18 protein-coding genes are annotated in these 15,918 nt (G+C 65.5%); 1 reads left to right on the forward strand and 17 read right to left on the reverse strand.

From position 1 onward, the window contains the following. Nucleotides 1-168, forward strand: coding sequence for a hypothetical protein (locus ACZ5XO_RS08550; protein ID WP_464161948.1), 168 nt, complete (start codon nt 1-3; stop codon nt 166-168). Between the two features lie 51 nt (nt 169-219). Here ACZ5XO_RS08550 and lpxB read toward each other — a convergent pair whose 3' ends face one another. The 17 genes from lpxB to ACZ5XO_RS08635 all read right to left on the reverse strand — a co-directional run bounded on the left by lpxB (nt 220) and on the right by ACZ5XO_RS08635 (nt 15,911). Then, nucleotides 220-1,386, reverse strand: a complete 1,167-nt coding sequence (lpxB, locus tag ACZ5XO_RS08555) for a lipid-A-disaccharide synthase (protein ID WP_464161949.1) — start codon at nt 1,384-1,386, stop codon at nt 220-222. Then, complete coding sequence (gene lpxI / locus ACZ5XO_RS08560) at nt 1,383-2,234, reverse strand: UDP-2,3-diacylglucosamine diphosphatase (RefSeq protein ID WP_464161950.1); 852 nt, start codon at nt 2,232-2,234, stop codon at nt 1,383-1,385. The genes lpxB and lpxI overlap by 4 nt, the downstream gene beginning before the upstream one ends. Further along, nucleotides 2,231-3,019 (reverse strand): acyl-ACP--UDP-N-acetylglucosamine O-acyltransferase, encoded by a 789-nt coding sequence (gene lpxA / locus ACZ5XO_RS08565; protein ID WP_464161951.1) that lies wholly within the window; start codon nt 3,017-3,019, stop codon nt 2,231-2,233. The genes lpxI and lpxA overlap by 4 nt, the downstream gene beginning before the upstream one ends. After that, nucleotides 3,016-3,480: a 3-hydroxyacyl-ACP dehydratase FabZ gene (gene fabZ / locus ACZ5XO_RS08570; RefSeq protein WP_121483203.1), complete on the reverse strand. Its 465-nt coding sequence runs from the start codon at nt 3,478-3,480 to the stop codon at nt 3,016-3,018. Before fabZ ends, lpxA begins: the two co-directional genes overlap by 4 nt. Further along, nucleotides 3,477-4,496, reverse strand: coding sequence for a UDP-3-O-(3-hydroxymyristoyl)glucosamine N-acyltransferase (gene lpxD / locus ACZ5XO_RS08575; RefSeq protein ID WP_464161952.1), 1,020 nt, complete (start codon nt 4,494-4,496; stop codon nt 3,477-3,479). The genes fabZ and lpxD overlap by 4 nt, the downstream gene beginning before the upstream one ends. 8 nt (nt 4,497-4,504) lie before the next feature. Continuing rightward, a complete protein-coding gene (locus ACZ5XO_RS08580; protein ID WP_464161953.1) occupies nt 4,505-5,095 on the reverse strand; it encodes an OmpH/Skp family outer membrane protein in 591 nt (196 codons plus the stop codon). A gap of 32 nt (nt 5,096-5,127) precedes the next feature. Further along, nucleotides 5,128-7,521 carry an outer membrane protein assembly factor BamA gene (bamA, locus tag ACZ5XO_RS08585; protein WP_464161955.1) on the reverse strand — a complete coding sequence of 798 codons (2,394 nt, stop codon included), beginning with the start codon at nt 7,519-7,521 and terminating at the stop codon, nt 5,128-5,130. 53 nt (nt 7,522-7,574) lie between these two features. Continuing rightward, the gene (locus ACZ5XO_RS08590; RefSeq protein WP_464161956.1) at nt 7,575-8,801 is read right to left on the reverse strand and encodes a M50 family metallopeptidase; all 1,227 of its coding nucleotides are present in this window, start codon (nt 8,799-8,801) and stop codon (nt 7,575-7,577) included. A 14-nt stretch (nt 8,802-8,815) separates the two neighbouring features. After that, complete coding sequence (dxr, locus tag ACZ5XO_RS08595) at nt 8,816-10,012, reverse strand: 1-deoxy-D-xylulose-5-phosphate reductoisomerase (protein WP_464161957.1); 1,197 nt, start codon at nt 10,010-10,012, stop codon at nt 8,816-8,818. After that, nucleotides 10,009-10,827: a phosphatidate cytidylyltransferase gene (locus ACZ5XO_RS08600; RefSeq protein ID WP_464161958.1), complete on the reverse strand. Its 819-nt coding sequence runs from the start codon at nt 10,825-10,827 to the stop codon at nt 10,009-10,011. Before ACZ5XO_RS08600 ends, dxr begins: the two co-directional genes overlap by 4 nt. Beyond that, nucleotides 10,827-11,594, reverse strand: a complete 768-nt coding sequence (uppS, locus tag ACZ5XO_RS08605; RefSeq protein ID WP_464161959.1) for a polyprenyl diphosphate synthase — start codon at nt 11,592-11,594, stop codon at nt 10,827-10,829. The genes ACZ5XO_RS08600 and uppS overlap by 1 nt, the downstream gene beginning before the upstream one ends. A 27-nt stretch (nt 11,595-11,621) precedes the next feature. After that, complete coding sequence (frr, locus tag ACZ5XO_RS08610; RefSeq protein WP_464161960.1) at nt 11,622-12,179, reverse strand: ribosome recycling factor; 558 nt, start codon at nt 12,177-12,179, stop codon at nt 11,622-11,624. 38 nt (nt 12,180-12,217) lie between these two features. Next, the gene (pyrH, locus tag ACZ5XO_RS08615) at nt 12,218-12,955 is read right to left on the reverse strand and encodes a UMP kinase (RefSeq protein WP_464161961.1); all 738 of its coding nucleotides are present in this window, start codon (nt 12,953-12,955) and stop codon (nt 12,218-12,220) included. 138 nt (nt 12,956-13,093) lie between these two features. Continuing rightward, entirely contained in the window at nt 13,094-14,035 is a 942-nt protein-coding gene (tsf, locus tag ACZ5XO_RS08620) for a translation elongation factor Ts (protein WP_464161962.1), read from the reverse strand. Nucleotides 14,036-14,135: 100 nt separating this feature from the next. Next, a complete protein-coding gene (rpsB, locus tag ACZ5XO_RS08625) occupies nt 14,136-14,984 on the reverse strand; it encodes a 30S ribosomal protein S2 (protein WP_464161964.1) in 849 nt (282 codons plus the stop codon). A gap of 165 nt (nt 14,985-15,149) precedes the next feature. Continuing rightward, the gene (locus ACZ5XO_RS08630) at nt 15,150-15,500 is read right to left on the reverse strand and encodes a GFA family protein (RefSeq protein ID WP_464161965.1); all 351 of its coding nucleotides are present in this window, start codon (nt 15,498-15,500) and stop codon (nt 15,150-15,152) included. Nucleotides 15,501-15,515: 15 nt separating this feature from the next. After that, nucleotides 15,516-15,911: a DUF3224 domain-containing protein gene (locus ACZ5XO_RS08635; RefSeq protein WP_464161966.1), complete on the reverse strand. Its 396-nt coding sequence runs from the start codon at nt 15,909-15,911 to the stop codon at nt 15,516-15,518. Nucleotides 15,912-15,918: the final 7 nt, after the last annotated feature.

Consider the following 15,918-nt stretch of genomic DNA (forward strand, 5'->3'; position numbering starts at 1 on the left):
ATGACCAACCCCGACGACAAGCCCGCCGAGACGCCCGCACAGCGCGCGCTTCGTCTCAAGCAGGCCGCGCAGAAAGCCCGCACCGGCCCGCCACAGAAAGGCGGACTCCAGCGCGACAAGTCGGTCACTGTGAAGTCAGGCGTGAATAAACCCTGGATGACGCGCTAGGCGGTTTGAACTGGATCGGACGTCGGAACAGACTTGAACCAGGCTGATCCTTCACCACTTCCGAGCCGCGATCACCCTCAGCACAGCGTCCGCCGCCAGTTCCGACGGATCGGGACCGCCTCGCCCCATCAGATCCAGAGCCGCCGTCTGGCGCGCGGCTTGATCGGCTGCGGCCTGTGGGTCCGACAGCAGACGGCCGACGGCCTCGGTCAGCTTCTCGGGCGTGGCGTCGTTCTGGATGAACTCGGGCGCGATGCGATCGTCGGCGGCGATGTTGAACAGGGTGATGTGCTTGGCCGTCACCAGGTTCTTCATCAGAGCGTAGCTGAGCCCGTCGATCCTGTAGGCGATGACCATGGGCGCGCCGGCCAGAGCCAGTTCGGTCGAGACCGTGCCGCTGGTGGCCAGGGCGACATTGGCGGCCTTCATCGCATCATACTTGTCGGCTTCCTGCACCAGATGGGCGCGGAAGGGCCAGGCGGCGACACGCCCCGCCACATCGGCGGCGACGGTGCCGGCGGCGACGACGGAGATCTCCAGCGACGGGTTCGCCGCTTTCAGACGCTTCACCGTCGCTTCGAACACAGGCGTCATGCGGGTGATCTCGCTGGGGCGGCTGCCCGGCAAGACCAGCAGCAGGGGCGCATCGGCGGCGATCCCGCGCGCGGCGCGGAAACGGGCGCCGTCGGCGCCGGCCATATCTACGTGCAGGGCCTGTGACCCCACGACCGTCGTCGGCAGCCCCTCGCGCTCGAACCAGGGCGCGTCAAACCTGTAGAGCGACAGCAGGTGATCGACGCTGGCGGCCAGGGTCTTGGCCCGGCCCGGACGCGAGGCCCAGACCTGCGGCCCCACATACTTGATCAGCGGTACGCCCGGCAGGGCCTCGCGCAAGGCCTTGGCCACGCGGATGGTGAAACCCCAACTGTCGATCAGGACGACCGCGTCTGGCCGCTCGGCCCTGGCCAATTCGACCGTGTCGGCCACCCGGCGCTTGACCAGACCATAGGCCTTCAGCCCCTCGATCCAGCCCAGAATGGACAGTTCGGCGATGTCGAACGGGCTGGCGACGCCTTCGGCCGTCATCTTGGGGCCACCGACGCCGACAAAGACGACATCGTCGCCCAGGCGCGACTTCAAAGCGTGCGCCAGTCCGGCGCCCAGGGCGTCGCCCGAGGCCTCGGCAGCGACCAGCATGATCTTCAGCGGACGGCTCATCGTTCCACGCCCCAGACGAACAGGCCCAGACGGTCAGCCGCCTCGACCAGACCTTCGTGATCGATAACGATCAGCCGCCCCTCGAACCCGCCGATTCCGGCCAGACCGGCGGCGGCGGCCAGTTCGACCGTCGTAGGCCCAATCACCGGCATGTCCACGCGCAGGTCCTGGATCGGCTTGGGCGCCTTGCCCAGGGCGCCGCGCGCAAAGTCGAACGAGCCGCGCAGGTCGCCAGGCAAGCCCGCCACACGACGCAGCATCTCGTCCGTCCCCTCCTGCGCCTCGACCGCCAGCACCAGGCCGTCACAGACGACTGCGCCTTGACCAATGTCCAGTTCACCTGATTTTTCAGCGACATGCAGCGCCTTCTTCAGGTCCGCCAGTTGCTCCGCCGTCGGCGCCACGCGGCCCAGGGCGCCCGCCGCCAGCATCTCTCCGCCCAGGATGTCGTCCGCGCCCTCGACGGCGAAACCCTCGTCCTCGAACACCGACAGGATCTTGCGCAACAGGGCGTCGTCGCCCTTGGACGCCGCCGCGATGATGCCGGGCAACAGGGACGCGCCCTTCAGGTCGGGCTTCAAGGTCTTGAAGTCCGGCCGGTTCACATACCCCGCCAGGCAGACCGCGCGACAGCCCTCGGCGCGCATGGCCTTCAGGATCTTGCCGATCTCCGCCATGCCGAAATCCTGTCCCGGCCAGCGGTGCAGGTGGGCGTCGGCGAAACCCTTCAGGCGGATGATGAAGACCTCGCGCCCCTCGGTCTCGCAACGCTGGGCGACCCGAATGGGCAGGTCGCCCGAACCCGCGATCAGGGCCAACTTGGGCGTCCCCGAAGCCTGGCTTGTCATTCTGCGTTCGGCAGACAGAGCGGCCGCTTGGCGCCGTCGCGGCTGAAGGCGACGATCTCCATGATCTCGGGCAGGTCGGCATAGGTCGCTTCGACCCGGTCCAGACGCTCGGCGAAGACGCCGCCGCCCTCGAACAGGTCGCGATAGGCGGCCAGCAGGCGGCGCACCGCATCCTTGCCGTAGCCCTTGCGCTTCAACCCGATCAGGTTGAGGCCGTGCAGGCTGGCGTGATTGCCCCAGGCCGAGCCGTAGGGAATGACGTCGCGCGTTACGGCGGCCAGACCGCCGACGATGGCGCCCTGCCCCACCCGGCCGTTCTGGTGCACGGCGCACAGACCGCCCAGGAAGACCTTGTCGCCGATCTGGGCGTGACCGCCCAGGGTGGCGTTATTGGCCATGACGACATTGTCGCCGACGACGCAGTCGTGGCCGACGTGGGCCCCGGTCATGAACAGGCCGTTCGAGCCGACCCGCGTCACGCCCGTGCCTTGCGGCGTGCCGCGATTGAAGGTGGCGTGCTCGCGGATGACGTTGTCCGCGCCGATTTCCAGCCGCACCGGCTCGCCCTTGTAGCCGTTGTGCTGCGGATCGCCGCCGATCACGGCGAAGGGATGGATGACCGTCCGCGCGCCGACGCTGGTGTCCTGCTTGACCACCACATGGCTGACCAGCTTGACGCCCTCGGCCAGGGTCACGCCCGGGCCGACGACACACCAGGGACCGATTACGACCCCGTCGGCGATCTGGGCCGAGGCGTCGATGACGGCGGTCGAGTGGATGGTCACTGGGCGGGCTCCGCCACGGTGACGACCATGGCCATGAACTCGGCCTCCGCGGCCAGCTTGCCGTCGATGAAGGTCTCGCCGCGGAACTTGTAGGCGTCGCCGCGCGCCTTGATGACCTTGACCTCCATGCGCAGCTGGTCACCCGGACGGGCGGGCTTGCGGAAGCGCACGCCGTCGATCGACATGAACATGATGACCTTGTCGGCCACAGCCACGTCCAGCGACTTGGACATCAACAGGGCGCCCGTCTGGGCCATGGCCTCGACGATCAGCACGCCCGGCATGACCGGGTCGATCGGGAAGTGGCCGGGGAAGAAGGGCTCGTTGTGGGTGACGTTCTTGATGCCGACGATCGAGGTCGCCGCCACAAAATCCTCGGCCTTGTCGACCAGCAGGAAGGGATAGCGGTGCGGCAGGCGACGCATCACCTCGGCGTAGTCGATCTTGTTGTCTTCGCTCATTCTTTCGATTCCTTCGCGCCCTTCTTCTGGGACGCCTGTTTGGACAGCCACACCGTCTCGCGCAAGAACTGGCGCAGCGGCTTGGCGGGATAGCCGGACCAGATTTCGCCCGGCGGAATGTCAGCCAACACGCCGCCGCCGGCCGCAACGCGCGCGCCTTCGCCGATGGTGATGTGGTCGCCCACGCCCGCCCGGCCGCCGAAGATGCAGTTGTCGCCGCTGGTGACCGAGCCGGAGATGCCGGTGTGGGCTGCCATCAGGTTGTTGCGCCCGATGACGCAGTTGTGGCCGATCATGACCAGATTATCGATCTTGGTGTTCTCGCCGATGACGGTGTCGTCATAAGCGCCGCGGTCGATGCAGGAGTTGGCGCCGACCGTCACCCCATCCTGCAGGATGACCCGACCCAGCTGCGGAATATCCACCGGCCCGGCCTTCGAACCAGCGGCGCCGAAGCCCGACTCGCCGATCCGCGCGCCCGCCAGCAGCTTCACTCGGTCCCCCAGAAGGGCGAAGCCGACGGTGACGCCAGGGCTGATCAGGCAGTCACGACCGATCTGGACGCCCGGCCCGATCACGGTATTGGCGCCGATGCGCGTGCCGCGCCCGATGCGGACGCCTTGGCCCAGCACCACGCCCGGCTCAATCACCACGGTATCGTCCTCGGCGGCCTCGGCGGCGCTGATGGCGCGGTCCAGGCGGATCGGTCGGTGCAGCAGGGCGGAAGCCCGCGCCCAGCTCGCCTGAGCCTCGCCCGAGACAATGACGGCGGCGTCAGCCGGCGCCAGATCGACCGCAGAAGCCGGCACGATCACGCATCCGGCTCTGGTCTCGGCCAGGGCGGCGGCGAACTTGCGGTCGCCCAGAAACGCAATCGCGCCCCGGTCCGCTGTGGACAGGGGCGCGACGGCCGAGATGACGACTTCGCCGCCCCGGACCACCTCCCCGCCGATATGCTCGGCGAGGACGGCGACCGTCAGGGACGACAGGGTCTGAAAGAACCTCGGATCGGGCATGGCCCGTCTTACGACTGCGGCTGAGCCGGAACCGGCATGCGGTTGAAGCTGACCGTCGGCAGAGCCGTATTCAGACGCTGCACCACTGCGGCGGTGATATCCATCGCCGGATTGATGTAGGCGATGCTTTCGCCGCGCAGCAGGACGCCGCAACCGCGCTCCTGGTAGACTGCGAGAATGATCGGACGAGCAGCGTCTTCGATCGCCTTGGCCTGGACGCTCTGCGTGTAACGCAGCTCGTTGTCACGGGTCTGCTCGAGTTGCTGGGCTTCCTGGACGCGTTGTTGCAGGGCCTGGCGGCGCTGGTTCAGCTGATCAGCCGGGATGGTCGAAGCGCCTTGTTGCAACGCCTGGTACTCGGTCTGGACCTGCTGGGCGTACGGCGCGATTTCGCCTTGGACCTCCTGAGCCAGCTGGACCATGCGGGCTTGAAGGGCCTGGCCCGCCGAGGAACCGAGCAGGACCTGCTCTCCCGACACCGAGCAAACGCCCGGCAGGACCGGACCGGGGTTTTGCGGACCCTGAGCCTGGGTTTGAGCCAGGGCCGACGAAGCGGCAAGCGAAGCGATGGCGAAGGCGCCGATAGCGAACAGTTTCATCTTGAACCTTTGAGCAGTCTGGAAGGCTGCAGTTAGAACTGGGTCGAGGTGGAGAAGCGGAAAGTCTCGGTCTTGTCGTAGTCTTCCTTCGACAGGACCTTTGACAAGTCGAAGCGGATCGGACCCATGGGCGAACGCCAATGGATGCTGACGCCGGCGGCGGCGCGAAGGCTCAGATCGTCAACAATGTTGGCGTTGGGCAGGCCCGTGCTCGAATTGATCTTGTACCGATCATCCAGCATGCCGATCGTGCCGAAGTCCGCGAACAGCGAAGTCTTGATGCCATATTCATCGGGCAGATAGTTCGGCACCGTCAGCTCGACCGTGCCGATGGCGTAGAAGTTGCCGCCCAAGGCATCCGTCGTGGTCAGATCGCGAGCGCCCATACCGGCCGTCTCGAAACCACGGAAGGTGTTGCCGCCCTTGAAGAAACGGTCGTTGATCCGGATCGGATCGCCGTTCCAGCCCGACACGTAACCCGTCGATCCCTGGACGCTCACCACCCAGGCCGGGCTGATGCCCCAGTACCAGGCGCCGTCCGCCTCGGTCTTCAGGTAGTTCACGTCCCCGCCGATGCCGGCGAAGTCCTGACGCAGCGAAGCCGTCCAGCCCCGCGTCGGACGCACCGGATCGTTCCTGCGATCAACCATCAGCGTATAGCCGGCCGACGAGTTGATATAGGAGCCCGCCTGATCGCAGAGCGCCGACGAACCGGTGCCGTTGCAATAGCCCGAAGGAATGATGACCTCGTCGTCCTTCAGGAAGTAGCGCAGGCTGAATAGCGAATAGCCGTTCAGCGGATAGCTGAGACGCAGACCCGCGCCCGTCGAGCGATAGTCATAGGACGAATATTCACTCAGATCGTAACGGGTGTGGAACAGGTCGAAACCGGCCCGCAAATCCCGGCCCAGGAACTTGGGCTCGGTAAAGCGGAAGTCGATCTGCTGGCGCAGCGAGCCCCATTCCGCACGCGCCACGACATTCTGGCCGCGACCGCGGAAGTTGCGTTGCGTGACCCCCAGGTTCAGCACGAACGAATCCACCGAACTGAAGCCCGCTCCAACCGACAGTTCGCCCGTGGGTTGCTCCTGAACCGTGACGTTGACAACGGTGCGGTCAGGGGCGCTGCCGCGCGTCTCCTCGATCTTGACGTCCTTGAAGAAGCCCAAGCCGCGCAGATTGTTACGCGAACGCTCCACCAGACTGCGGTTGAAGGCGTCCCCTTCCCCGACCATCAGCTCACGGCGGATAACGGAATCAAGGGTCTGGGTGTTTCCGACCACATTGATACGGTCGATGTAGACCCGCTGACCTTCCCGAAGATTGAAGGTGACGTCCACCGTGTCGGTGTCCGGGTTCGCGCGGTAGGTCGGATTGATCTCAACAAAGGCGTAGCCTGCGGAGCCGGCCGCGAAGGTCAGGGCGTCAACGGCGTTCTCGATACGATCGCTTTCATACAGATCCCCCGACCGGATCGGCAGAAGGCGCTGCAGGAAGTCCGCATTCAAACGATCATTCTCGGTGACGACCTTCACGTCTCCGAACTTGTAGCGGTCGCCCTCGTCGAGGGTGAGCGTCATGCCGAACGCGCTGCCGTCCGGCTTGAGCTCAGCCACCGAAGACAGGATCCGGAAGTCATAGTAGCCGCGGTTCGTATAGAATTTCCGCAGCTGTTCCCGATCGTAGTCCAGACGGTTGGGATCGTAGTTATCGTTCGAGCTGAACAGGCGCCACCAGCTGGACTGCTTGGTCACCATGACTTCACGCAGATCACTGTCCGAGAAGGCCGTGTTGCCCAGGAAGGTGATGGCGGCGACGCCCGTCTCCGGTCCCTCGTCGATTTCGAACACCACGTCGATACGGTTCTGCTCCAGCTGAACCAGCTTGGGCGTCACCGTCGCCGAAATGCGGCCCGACAGCCGATACAGCTCGATGATCTTGCCGACGTCTTCCTGCACCCGCGCACGCGTGTAGATGCCGCGAGGCTTGATGGTGACCTCGTCCTGCAGCTTCTTCTCGGTGAGCGCCTTGTTCCCCTCGAAGGTCACCTGATTGATGATCGGGTTCTCGGCGATCTCGACGATCAGGTCGCCGTTCGGTTGAAGGCCCAGTTGCACGTTCGCGAACAGGCCGGTCCGCGACAGGGTGCGCACGGCGACGTCGATCACGGCGGCGTCGATCGTGTCGCCAGGCTGGATCGGCAGATAGGACAGGACCGTCGTCTGATCGATCCGCTGATTGCCGCGCACCACGATACGATTGACCACGGCGCGATCTTCCGCCGGAGCGGTCACAACGACTTGCGGGTCTTCAGCAGGCGCCGCGGCGGTCGGCGATGTTTGCGCCAGGGCGGGCCCCGCCAGTCCGGCGGCGACCGCCAGGGCCAGCACGCTGGGTCCAAGGATACGGCCACGGGTTCGGATCATGAGGCGACTGTCGTTCTGGATCATTCGGGAAACCATCGGGGGCTGGCGTCGGCTCACGAGACGAGCCCGCCGAGGAATTGGAAAAGATTGAGTTTCTGCAGGTCGTTCCAGGTGGCGAACAACATTAAACTGGCCAGCAAAGCAAGACCGACGCGATATCCCGCCTCCTGAACCCTGGCCGCAACAGGCCGTCGCGCCACCGCCTCATAGGCGTAAAACATCAGATGCCCCCCATCCAGCACCGGAACGGGCAGCAGATTTAGAAAACCGATTCCGACCGAAAGTATGGCGGCGAACTGTGTCAGCGTCAGCAGAAGATTCGCCGCCATGGCCACAGGGTCCGGGTTGGCGGCGACGGCGGCGTTGGTCAGAGCCCCGGAGGCCTTGGCGATACCCAGCGGACCGCTGAGTTGATCACCCGATTCCCGACCAGTGAAGATGCGGCCGATATAGGTGAAGGTCGTGCTCAGTATCGATCCGGTCTGCCTGAACCCCTGCCCCACGGCCTCGACCGGTCCATAGCGGACATGGCGCACCTCGTCGCGGCTGGATCCCAGACCAAGGCCAATGCGACCGATCGAGACCCGCCCAGCAATAGGATCATTCTCAATCCGGCGTTCGGGTGTTGCGGTCAGAAGCACCTCGGCCCCGGCGCGTTCAACCGTGAACCGCACAGGGTCCCCGCTGCTCAGCGCCACGACCCCGGTGACCTCACCGCCATCGGCGATCAGCTTGCCATTGACGTGCGTGATCAGGTCGCCCGGCAGGAATCCGGCGGCGGCGGCTGGCGAATTCACCTGCACCTGCACGACTCGCGCAGGGCGAAGCTCGACCCCGACCAGGCTGAACAGCAGGGTGAAGATGAAGATGGCCAGCACGAAATTGGCGAAGGGGCCGCCGGCGACGACCAGGGCCCGCTGCCACAGGGGCTTGAAATACAGATAGTCCTTCTCGGCGCCGACCCCGTGCTCGGCGACCACTTCCTTCTTCAAGGCGTCGAGCCCGGCCTTGTCGGGCACGCCCGTCGCGTCCAGATCACCGGCGAACTTGACGTAACCGCCCAGCGGCAACCAGCCCAGACGCCATTCCACGCCGTGCTTGTCGGTGCGCTGAAACAGGGCGCGGCCGAAACCGATGGAGAAGCGCTCCATTTTCACGCCGAAAGCGCGGGCCGTCAGGAAGTGGCCCAGTTCGTGAACAGTGACGACCAGGGTCAGCACCAGCAGGAACGGCACGACATAGATCAGGGCTTGCCCGATAATTCCTAGCATGCCGGTCATTGTCTCCGTCGCCCTCAGGCCGCAATCGCGAGCGAGGCGATAATGTCGTTCGCGATCCGTCGGGCCGCCGCGTCAACGGCCAGAGCCGCGTCGCAGGCGTCGTCGGAACCGGAATCCATCCCCGCGTTCGTCGCACGCTCCAAGGTGTCCGCGACGACTGCGGCAATATTGAGAAAGCCCAGCCGACGGTCAAGGAAAGCCAGAGCCGCCACCTCGTTGGCCGCATTGAAGACGATGGGCGCCACCCCGCCCGCCGCCAGGGCCTCGCGCGCCAGTCGAAGGGCCGGGAACCGCGCCATATCGGGCGCCTCGAAGGTCAGACGGCCCAGAGCAGCCAGGTCCAGTCGGGGCGCGGGCCAGGCCATCCGATCGGGCCAGGCCAGGGCGCAGGCGATCGGCGTCTTCATGTCAGGCGGCCCCATCTGGGCCAGGGTCGAACCATCCACATATTCCACAAGGCTGTGGATGATTGATTCCGGGTGGACGACCACGTCGATCCGGTCGCCGCTCATGGCGAACAGATAGGCCGCCTCGATCAGCTCCAGCCCCTTGTTGGCCATGGTGGCGCTGTCGACAGAGATCTTGGCGCCCATGCTCCAGTTCGGGTGGGCCACGGCCTGTTCCGGAGTGATGCGGCCCATGGCCTCACGCGGCAGGGTGCGGAAAGGCCCGCCCGATGCCGTCAGCACCAGCTTGGACACCTGCTCAGGCGCCTCGGCGGGAAAGACCTGAAAGATGGCCGAATGCTCGGAGTCGACGGGAATCAGCTTGCCGCCGCTGCGCCCGACCCGCTCGATCAAGGCCGGGCCGCAGCAGACCAGGCTTTCCTTATTGGCCAGGGCCAGGGTCGCGCCCGTGCCGGCTGCGGCCCAGGCCGAGCGCAAGCCCGCCGAGCCGACGATGGAGGCCATGACCCAGTCAACGGGCCGGGTCGCGGCCTCGACAATGGCCTCGGGACCTGCGGCGACCTCGACCTCTGTTCCGACAAGCGCGTCGCGGAGTTCCGAAAGACGGGCGGGATCCGCCGTCACCGCCAACCTGGGGCGCCAACGTCGGGCCTGGTCGGCCAGACGCGCGATGTTGTTTCCACCGGTCAGGACCTCGACCTGAAAAGCACCCGAGCCGGCCGCCTCTGCCTGATCCATCAGATCCAGCGTCGATGTTCCAACAGAGCCGGTCGAGCCCAGCACGCTGACCCTGCGGGCGATCATGCACCCTGCCCCAGCATCAGAACGATCACACGCCCCGCCGCCACCACCACGACCGCAAACATCAGGCCATCGACCCGATCCAGCAGACCGCCGTGACCGGGAATGATATTGCCAGCGTCCTTCACCCCGAAACGCCGCTTAAGCGCCGACTCCCACAGATCTCCAGCCATGGTGGCCAGGGCCGCCGCCAACCCCAGGACGCCGCCCCAGAAGACGTTCAGGCGACCCATTTCAAGCCACCCGGCCATCGCCGCGCCGGCGACCATGCCCGCCAACAATCCGCCGATGAAACCCGACCAGGTCTTGTTGGGCGAAAAGCGCGGCCACAGCTTGGGGCCGCCCACGGCGCTGCCGACCAGATAGGCCAGGATGTCGGAAGCCCAGGCCACGGCGAAAACCAGCACCGTCCAGTACAGGCCCTGCGCCGCGTTCAGGTCGCGCAACCAGATCAGCAGGACACAGGGCCAACCGAGGTAGAGCACGCCATAGGCCGCATCCAGCGCCTGGCCGCCGCGCGAACGCGCGAACAGACCCGCCGCCAGGGCGCCGAAGACCAGCAGGATCAGAGCGAGGGAAATCTGTCCAATATGGGCGGCGATCACGGCGGTGATCAGCGCCAGAGCAACCGCCGCCCCGATCGAGCGCCAGAGGCTCGGCGCGCTCATTCGCGCCCATTCAAACGCCAGTAATCCACATGCAGCCACCACCAGGGCGCAGAACCAGGCCCCGCCGGCCCAGGTCGCCAGCACAGCGGCGGGCGCCAGCACCACGGCCGACGCCGCTCTCAGACCAATGTCGCCGATCTTCAAAGCCATTAGGTCGCCGCCGCTTTGGCGACGGGCGCGTCCGTCAGCACGTCACGACCGCCATAACGCCGCTCGCGATGTCCATAGAGCGCAATGGCCTCGCCCAGCGCCTCGGCCCCATAGTCAGGCCACAGGATGTCCTGGAACACCAGTTCGGCATAGGCGGCTTCCCATAACAGGAAGTTGGACAGTCGCTGCTCGCCTGAGGTCCGCACGATCAGATCGACCGGAGGCGCCCCGGCCGTCGACAGTCCCGCGCCCAGATCATCCTCGGTCACATCGCCTTCGAGCCGCCCCGCGCGTGCACGATCCACCAGCCGCTGGGCGGCGTCGACCAGGTCGGCCCGCCCGCCGTAGTTGAAAGCCACCTGCAACAGGAAACGATCATTATGCGCCGTTTGAGCTTCGGCGCGATCGACGATAGCCGCGATGTCGCCGGGCAACCCCTTGCGGCGGCCCAGGACACGCACGCGCACCCCGGAAGCCTCCAGGCGCTTCAGGTCGCTGCCGACAAAGGATCGCACCAGGCCCATCAGGTCCGACACCTCGTCCGCCGGACGGCTCCAGTTCTCGGTCGAGAAGCCGAAGACAGTCAGACAGCGCACGCCGAAATCCGGCGCGGCCTTGATCGTGCGTCGCAGGGCCTGAACGCCCTCACGATGCCCCACGACGCGCGGCAAGCCCCGGCGCTCGGCCCAGCGACCGTTGCCGTCCATGATCAGGGCGACGTGACGAGGCCCCTTCTCAGGTGCCGTGGCGACGGTCTCGACCGACATCTAGATCCCTCCTGACGCGTACGGGCGTCAGACCTGCATGATCTCGGCTTCCTTGGTCTTCAGAGCCTCGTCAATGCGCTTGATGGCCGCGTCGGTGTCCTTCTGGACCTCGGCTTCCATCTTCTTCTGTTCGTCCTGGCTGATCTCGGTGGCCTTTTCAGCCTTTTTCAGATCGTCGTTGGCGTCGCGGCGCACGTTGCGCACGGCGATTTTCTGCTGCTCGGCGTACTTGCCGGCCAGCTTTACCAGATCCTTGCGGCGTTCCTCGGTCAGCGGCGGCACCGGAATGCGCAGGGTCTGGCCGTCCACGATCGGATTCAATCCCAGACCCGCGGCGCGAATGGCCTTCTCGACCGCCACGACCATGCTCTTGTCCCATACGCTGACCGAAATCATGCGCGGCTCCGGCACGCTAATGGCCGCCACAGCGTTCAGCGGCGAGGTCGAGCCGTAGGCCTCGACCTGCACCGGGTCCAGAAGGCCGGCGTTGGCGCGGCCCGTGCGCAGACCGGCGTACTCTTCCTTCAGCGCCGCAACGGACTTGTCCATACGGTCGCGATAGGTCTTGAGCTCGGGCTTGGCCATGAGTGTCTTCCTGGTCTGTCGTTCGTTTCGAGGGCCGCTCAGGCGGCCTTGTTTGTGATGACGGTGAAGGTGCCTTCGCCGCTCAGCGTCTTGCGCAGGGAGCCTTCCTCGCGGATCGAGAAGACCACGATCGGAATATCGCTGTCGCGCATCAGGGCGATGGCCGAAGCGTCCATGACGCGCAGGTCCTTGGCCAGGACCTCCTGATAGCTCAGGGTCTCATAGCGGGTGGCGGCCGGGTCCTTCTTGGGGTCAGCCGTGTAGACGCCATCGACGCTGGTGCCCTTCAGCAGGGCGTCGCAGCCCATTTCGGCGGCGCGCAACGCGGCGCCCGAATCCGTTGTGAAGAAGGGCGCGCCCACGCCGGCGGCGAAGATCACCACCCGGCCCTTTTCCAGATGCCGCATGGCGCGGCGGCGGATGTAGGGCTCGGCGATGGCGGCCATCGGAATGGCGCTCTGGACCCGCGTGTCGACGCCGATCTTCTCCAGCGCGCCCTGCATGGCCAGGGCGTTCATGATGGTGGCCAGCATGCCCATGTAGTCGGCGTTAGCGCGATCCATGCCCTCTGCAGCCTTGGACAGGCCGCGGAAGATGTTGCCGCCGCCGATGACCAGGCAGATCTCGACCCCCTCGCGCGCGACCTGAGCCACGGCCGCCGCCACCACATCGACGGTCTTCATATCAATGCCGTAGGACTGATCGCCCATCAGGACCTCGCCAGAGACCTTCAGCAGGACGCGCTTGTAGCGAAACTCGGAGGGGGCGTCGGGCATGGTCATGGGTCCGTGGATACAGGGGTTACGCATCCGCGCGAGTGAATCGGCGGTTCATCATAGACGAAGGGCGCGCCGGCCATCAAAGCCGAACGCGCCCTTTTGAAAATTCTTCCCTTTCGGGAAGAAACTTCAGCCTTAGTTGCCGCCGGTCATCGAGGCCACTTCGGCCGCGAAGTCAGGGGTCTCGACCTTCTCGACGCCTTCACCCAAGGCCAGGCGGACGAAGCCGGCCAGGCGCAGGTTCGAGGAGCCCAGTTCCTTGCCCGAGTTGGCGACCAGTTGCTCGATGGTCACGTCGGGGTCCATGACGAAGGGTTGCTTCGACAGCACCACGTCCTTCTGGAACTTGTTGATCTGGCCTTCCACGATCTTCTCGATCATGGCTTCCGGGCGACCTTCTTCCTTGGCCTTTTCGATCAGAACAGCGCGTTCCTTCTCGATGGCGGCCGGGTCCAGATCGTCGGTGTTCAGCGACAGCGGCGCCGTGGCGGCGACGTGCATGGCGATCTTGCGGCCCAGTTCGCGCAGGGCTTCCTGGTCGCCTTCGCCTTCCAGAGCCACCAGCACGCCGATGCGGCCGACGCCCGGCGAGACCGCGTTGTGGACGTAGGTCGAAACCACGCCTTCATCGACGGCCAGACGAGCGGCGCGGCGCAGTTGCATGTTCTCGCCGATGGTGGCGATCAGCTGGGTCACTTCGTCCTGAACCGTGCGGCCGTTTTCCAGGGTCGCGCCGTGGATGGCGTCGACGCCGTCGTGGTGCAGGCCCAGTTGGGCGAACGACTTGGCGGCGTTCTGGAACAGGTCGTTACGGGCGACGAAGTCGGTTTCCGCATTGAACTCGATGGCGGCGGCGACTTCGCCCTTGCCTTCGGCGCGGACGGCGACGGCGACCAGGCCTTCAGCGGCGACGCGGTCAGCCTTCTTGGCGGCCTTGGACAGGCCCTTGGCGCGCAGCCAGTCGATGGCCGCGTCGATGTCGCCGTTATTTTCAACCAGCGCCTTCTTGCAGTCCATCATGCCGACGCCCGAACGCTCGCGAAGCTCCTTCACGAGGGCGGCAGTGATCTCGGCCATGTTCTTCTCCTGGAAATTCAAATGAGCGGCCGGGCATGAATAGCCCGGCCGCATGTCAGTTTGGCGTAGGTCCAATCACACGATCGAACCCGAAGGCGTCTTAGCCCTCGACCTTTTCTTCAGCCGTCGCGAGCAGCTCTTCAGCAGCGCCTTCCGTACCGGCCGGAGCGGCTTCAGCAGCAGCCGGAGCAGCAGCGGCTTCACGCAGCATCGGCTCAACCGGAGCTTCCGAAGCGCCCAGGTCGATGCCCGAGGCCGAAGCGCCGGCGGCCAGGCCGTCCAGAACGGCGTCGGCGATCAGGTCGCAGTAGGTCTGGATGGCGCGAGCGGCGTCGTCGTTGCCCGGGACCGGGTAGGTGATGCCGTCCGGATCCGAGTTGGTGTCCAGAATGGCGATGATCGGGATGTTCAGCTTGCGAGCTTCCTGGATCGCGATCGACTCCTTGTTGGTGTCGATGACGAACATGATGTCCGGGATCGAACCCATGTCCTTGATGCCGCCCAGCGACAGCTCAAGCTTGTCCTTCTCGCGCTGCAGGGTCAGCAGCTCTTTCTTGACTCGGCCTTCGCCGCCGGCGGCCAGAACGGTTTCCAGTTCGCGCAGACGGGCGATCGAGCCCGAAACGGTGCGCCAGTTGGTCAGCGTGCCGCCGAGCCAGCGGTTGTTCATGTAGTACTGGGCGCAGCGCGTGGCGGCTTCGGCGACCGGGCCGGCGGCCTGGCGCTTGGTGCCGACGAACAGGACGCGACCGCCCTTGGCGGCGACGTCGCGAACGGCGACCAGAGCCTGATGCAGCAGCGGCATCGTCTGCGACAGGTCGATGATGTGAATGTTCGAGCGCGAGCCGAAGATGTAGCGGTCCATCTTCGGGTTCCAGCGGTGCGTCTGGTGGCCGAAGTGAGCGCCAGCTTCCAGCAGGGTGCGCATCGAGAATTCAGGCAGAGCCATGATCGTCTTTTCCTTTTTCCGATCTAAACCTAGCGCGGGCGATTAAAGGACCGGATGGTCCCTCGGAACGGTGCAGATCAGGATGTCTCCCCGATCCGCGCCACGCCCGCGTGCGAAGTGCGCGCGCTCTCTAGGCGGATTGTTCGAAAAAGGCAAGCGGATCAGTCAGAAGCTGCGCCCGTCCACACGCGTCGCCGTCCATGCCCAGGGCTCCACGTCCGTCAGGGTCCGCACATTGATCGCCGCCACCTCGGATCCATCGGGCGCCAGGCCGTAACCGAAGGGCTGAACCCCGCAGGTCTTGCAGAAGCGATGGTCGATCTTGTGCTGATTGAAGAAATAGGAGGTCGTCGCCTTCTCGCCCGCCGTCAGCCGGAACGCCGCGCGCGGCGCAAAAGCCAGAACGAAGCCCTTTCGATAACAGTGCGAACAGTTGCACTCGATCAGGCCCTCCAGCCCGACCTCGACCTCATAGGCCACGGCGCCGCAGTGGCAGGCCCCCTTGTGCACGCTCATGTTCGCACTCCTCCCTCAAGGTGTCGGCAGACTGTATTCCAGATCATAGTTGTGAACCCCGTCCACGATCGTCAGGTGGAACACTCCGGAGATCCCGGTCAGTTCCCCTGCTCCCGACCCCGGCACGATTGTAATCAGCAACTCCTGGGCGCCGCGATCCATCAGTCCACGATGCACCAGAGTGAAGGCGCCCTCGCGCCCGTCAATGACGCCGTGCACCCGATCCAGAGCCACATAGGCGCCCGACCGTTCCGGGCTCATGGTCGCCAGCATCTCGCCAGCGGCGGTTCCCGTCAGGTCGCCATGAAAGGTCTTGACCAGCAACATCCGGCCGGGAGCATCCGGCGACGCGCCTGCCGCCGGCTGAACCGGGGTGATGATGACCTCAAAGGTTCCGCGCGCATTCCGCATAAGCGAC

Source organism: Brevundimonas sp. T2-11 (assembly GCF_055397675.1).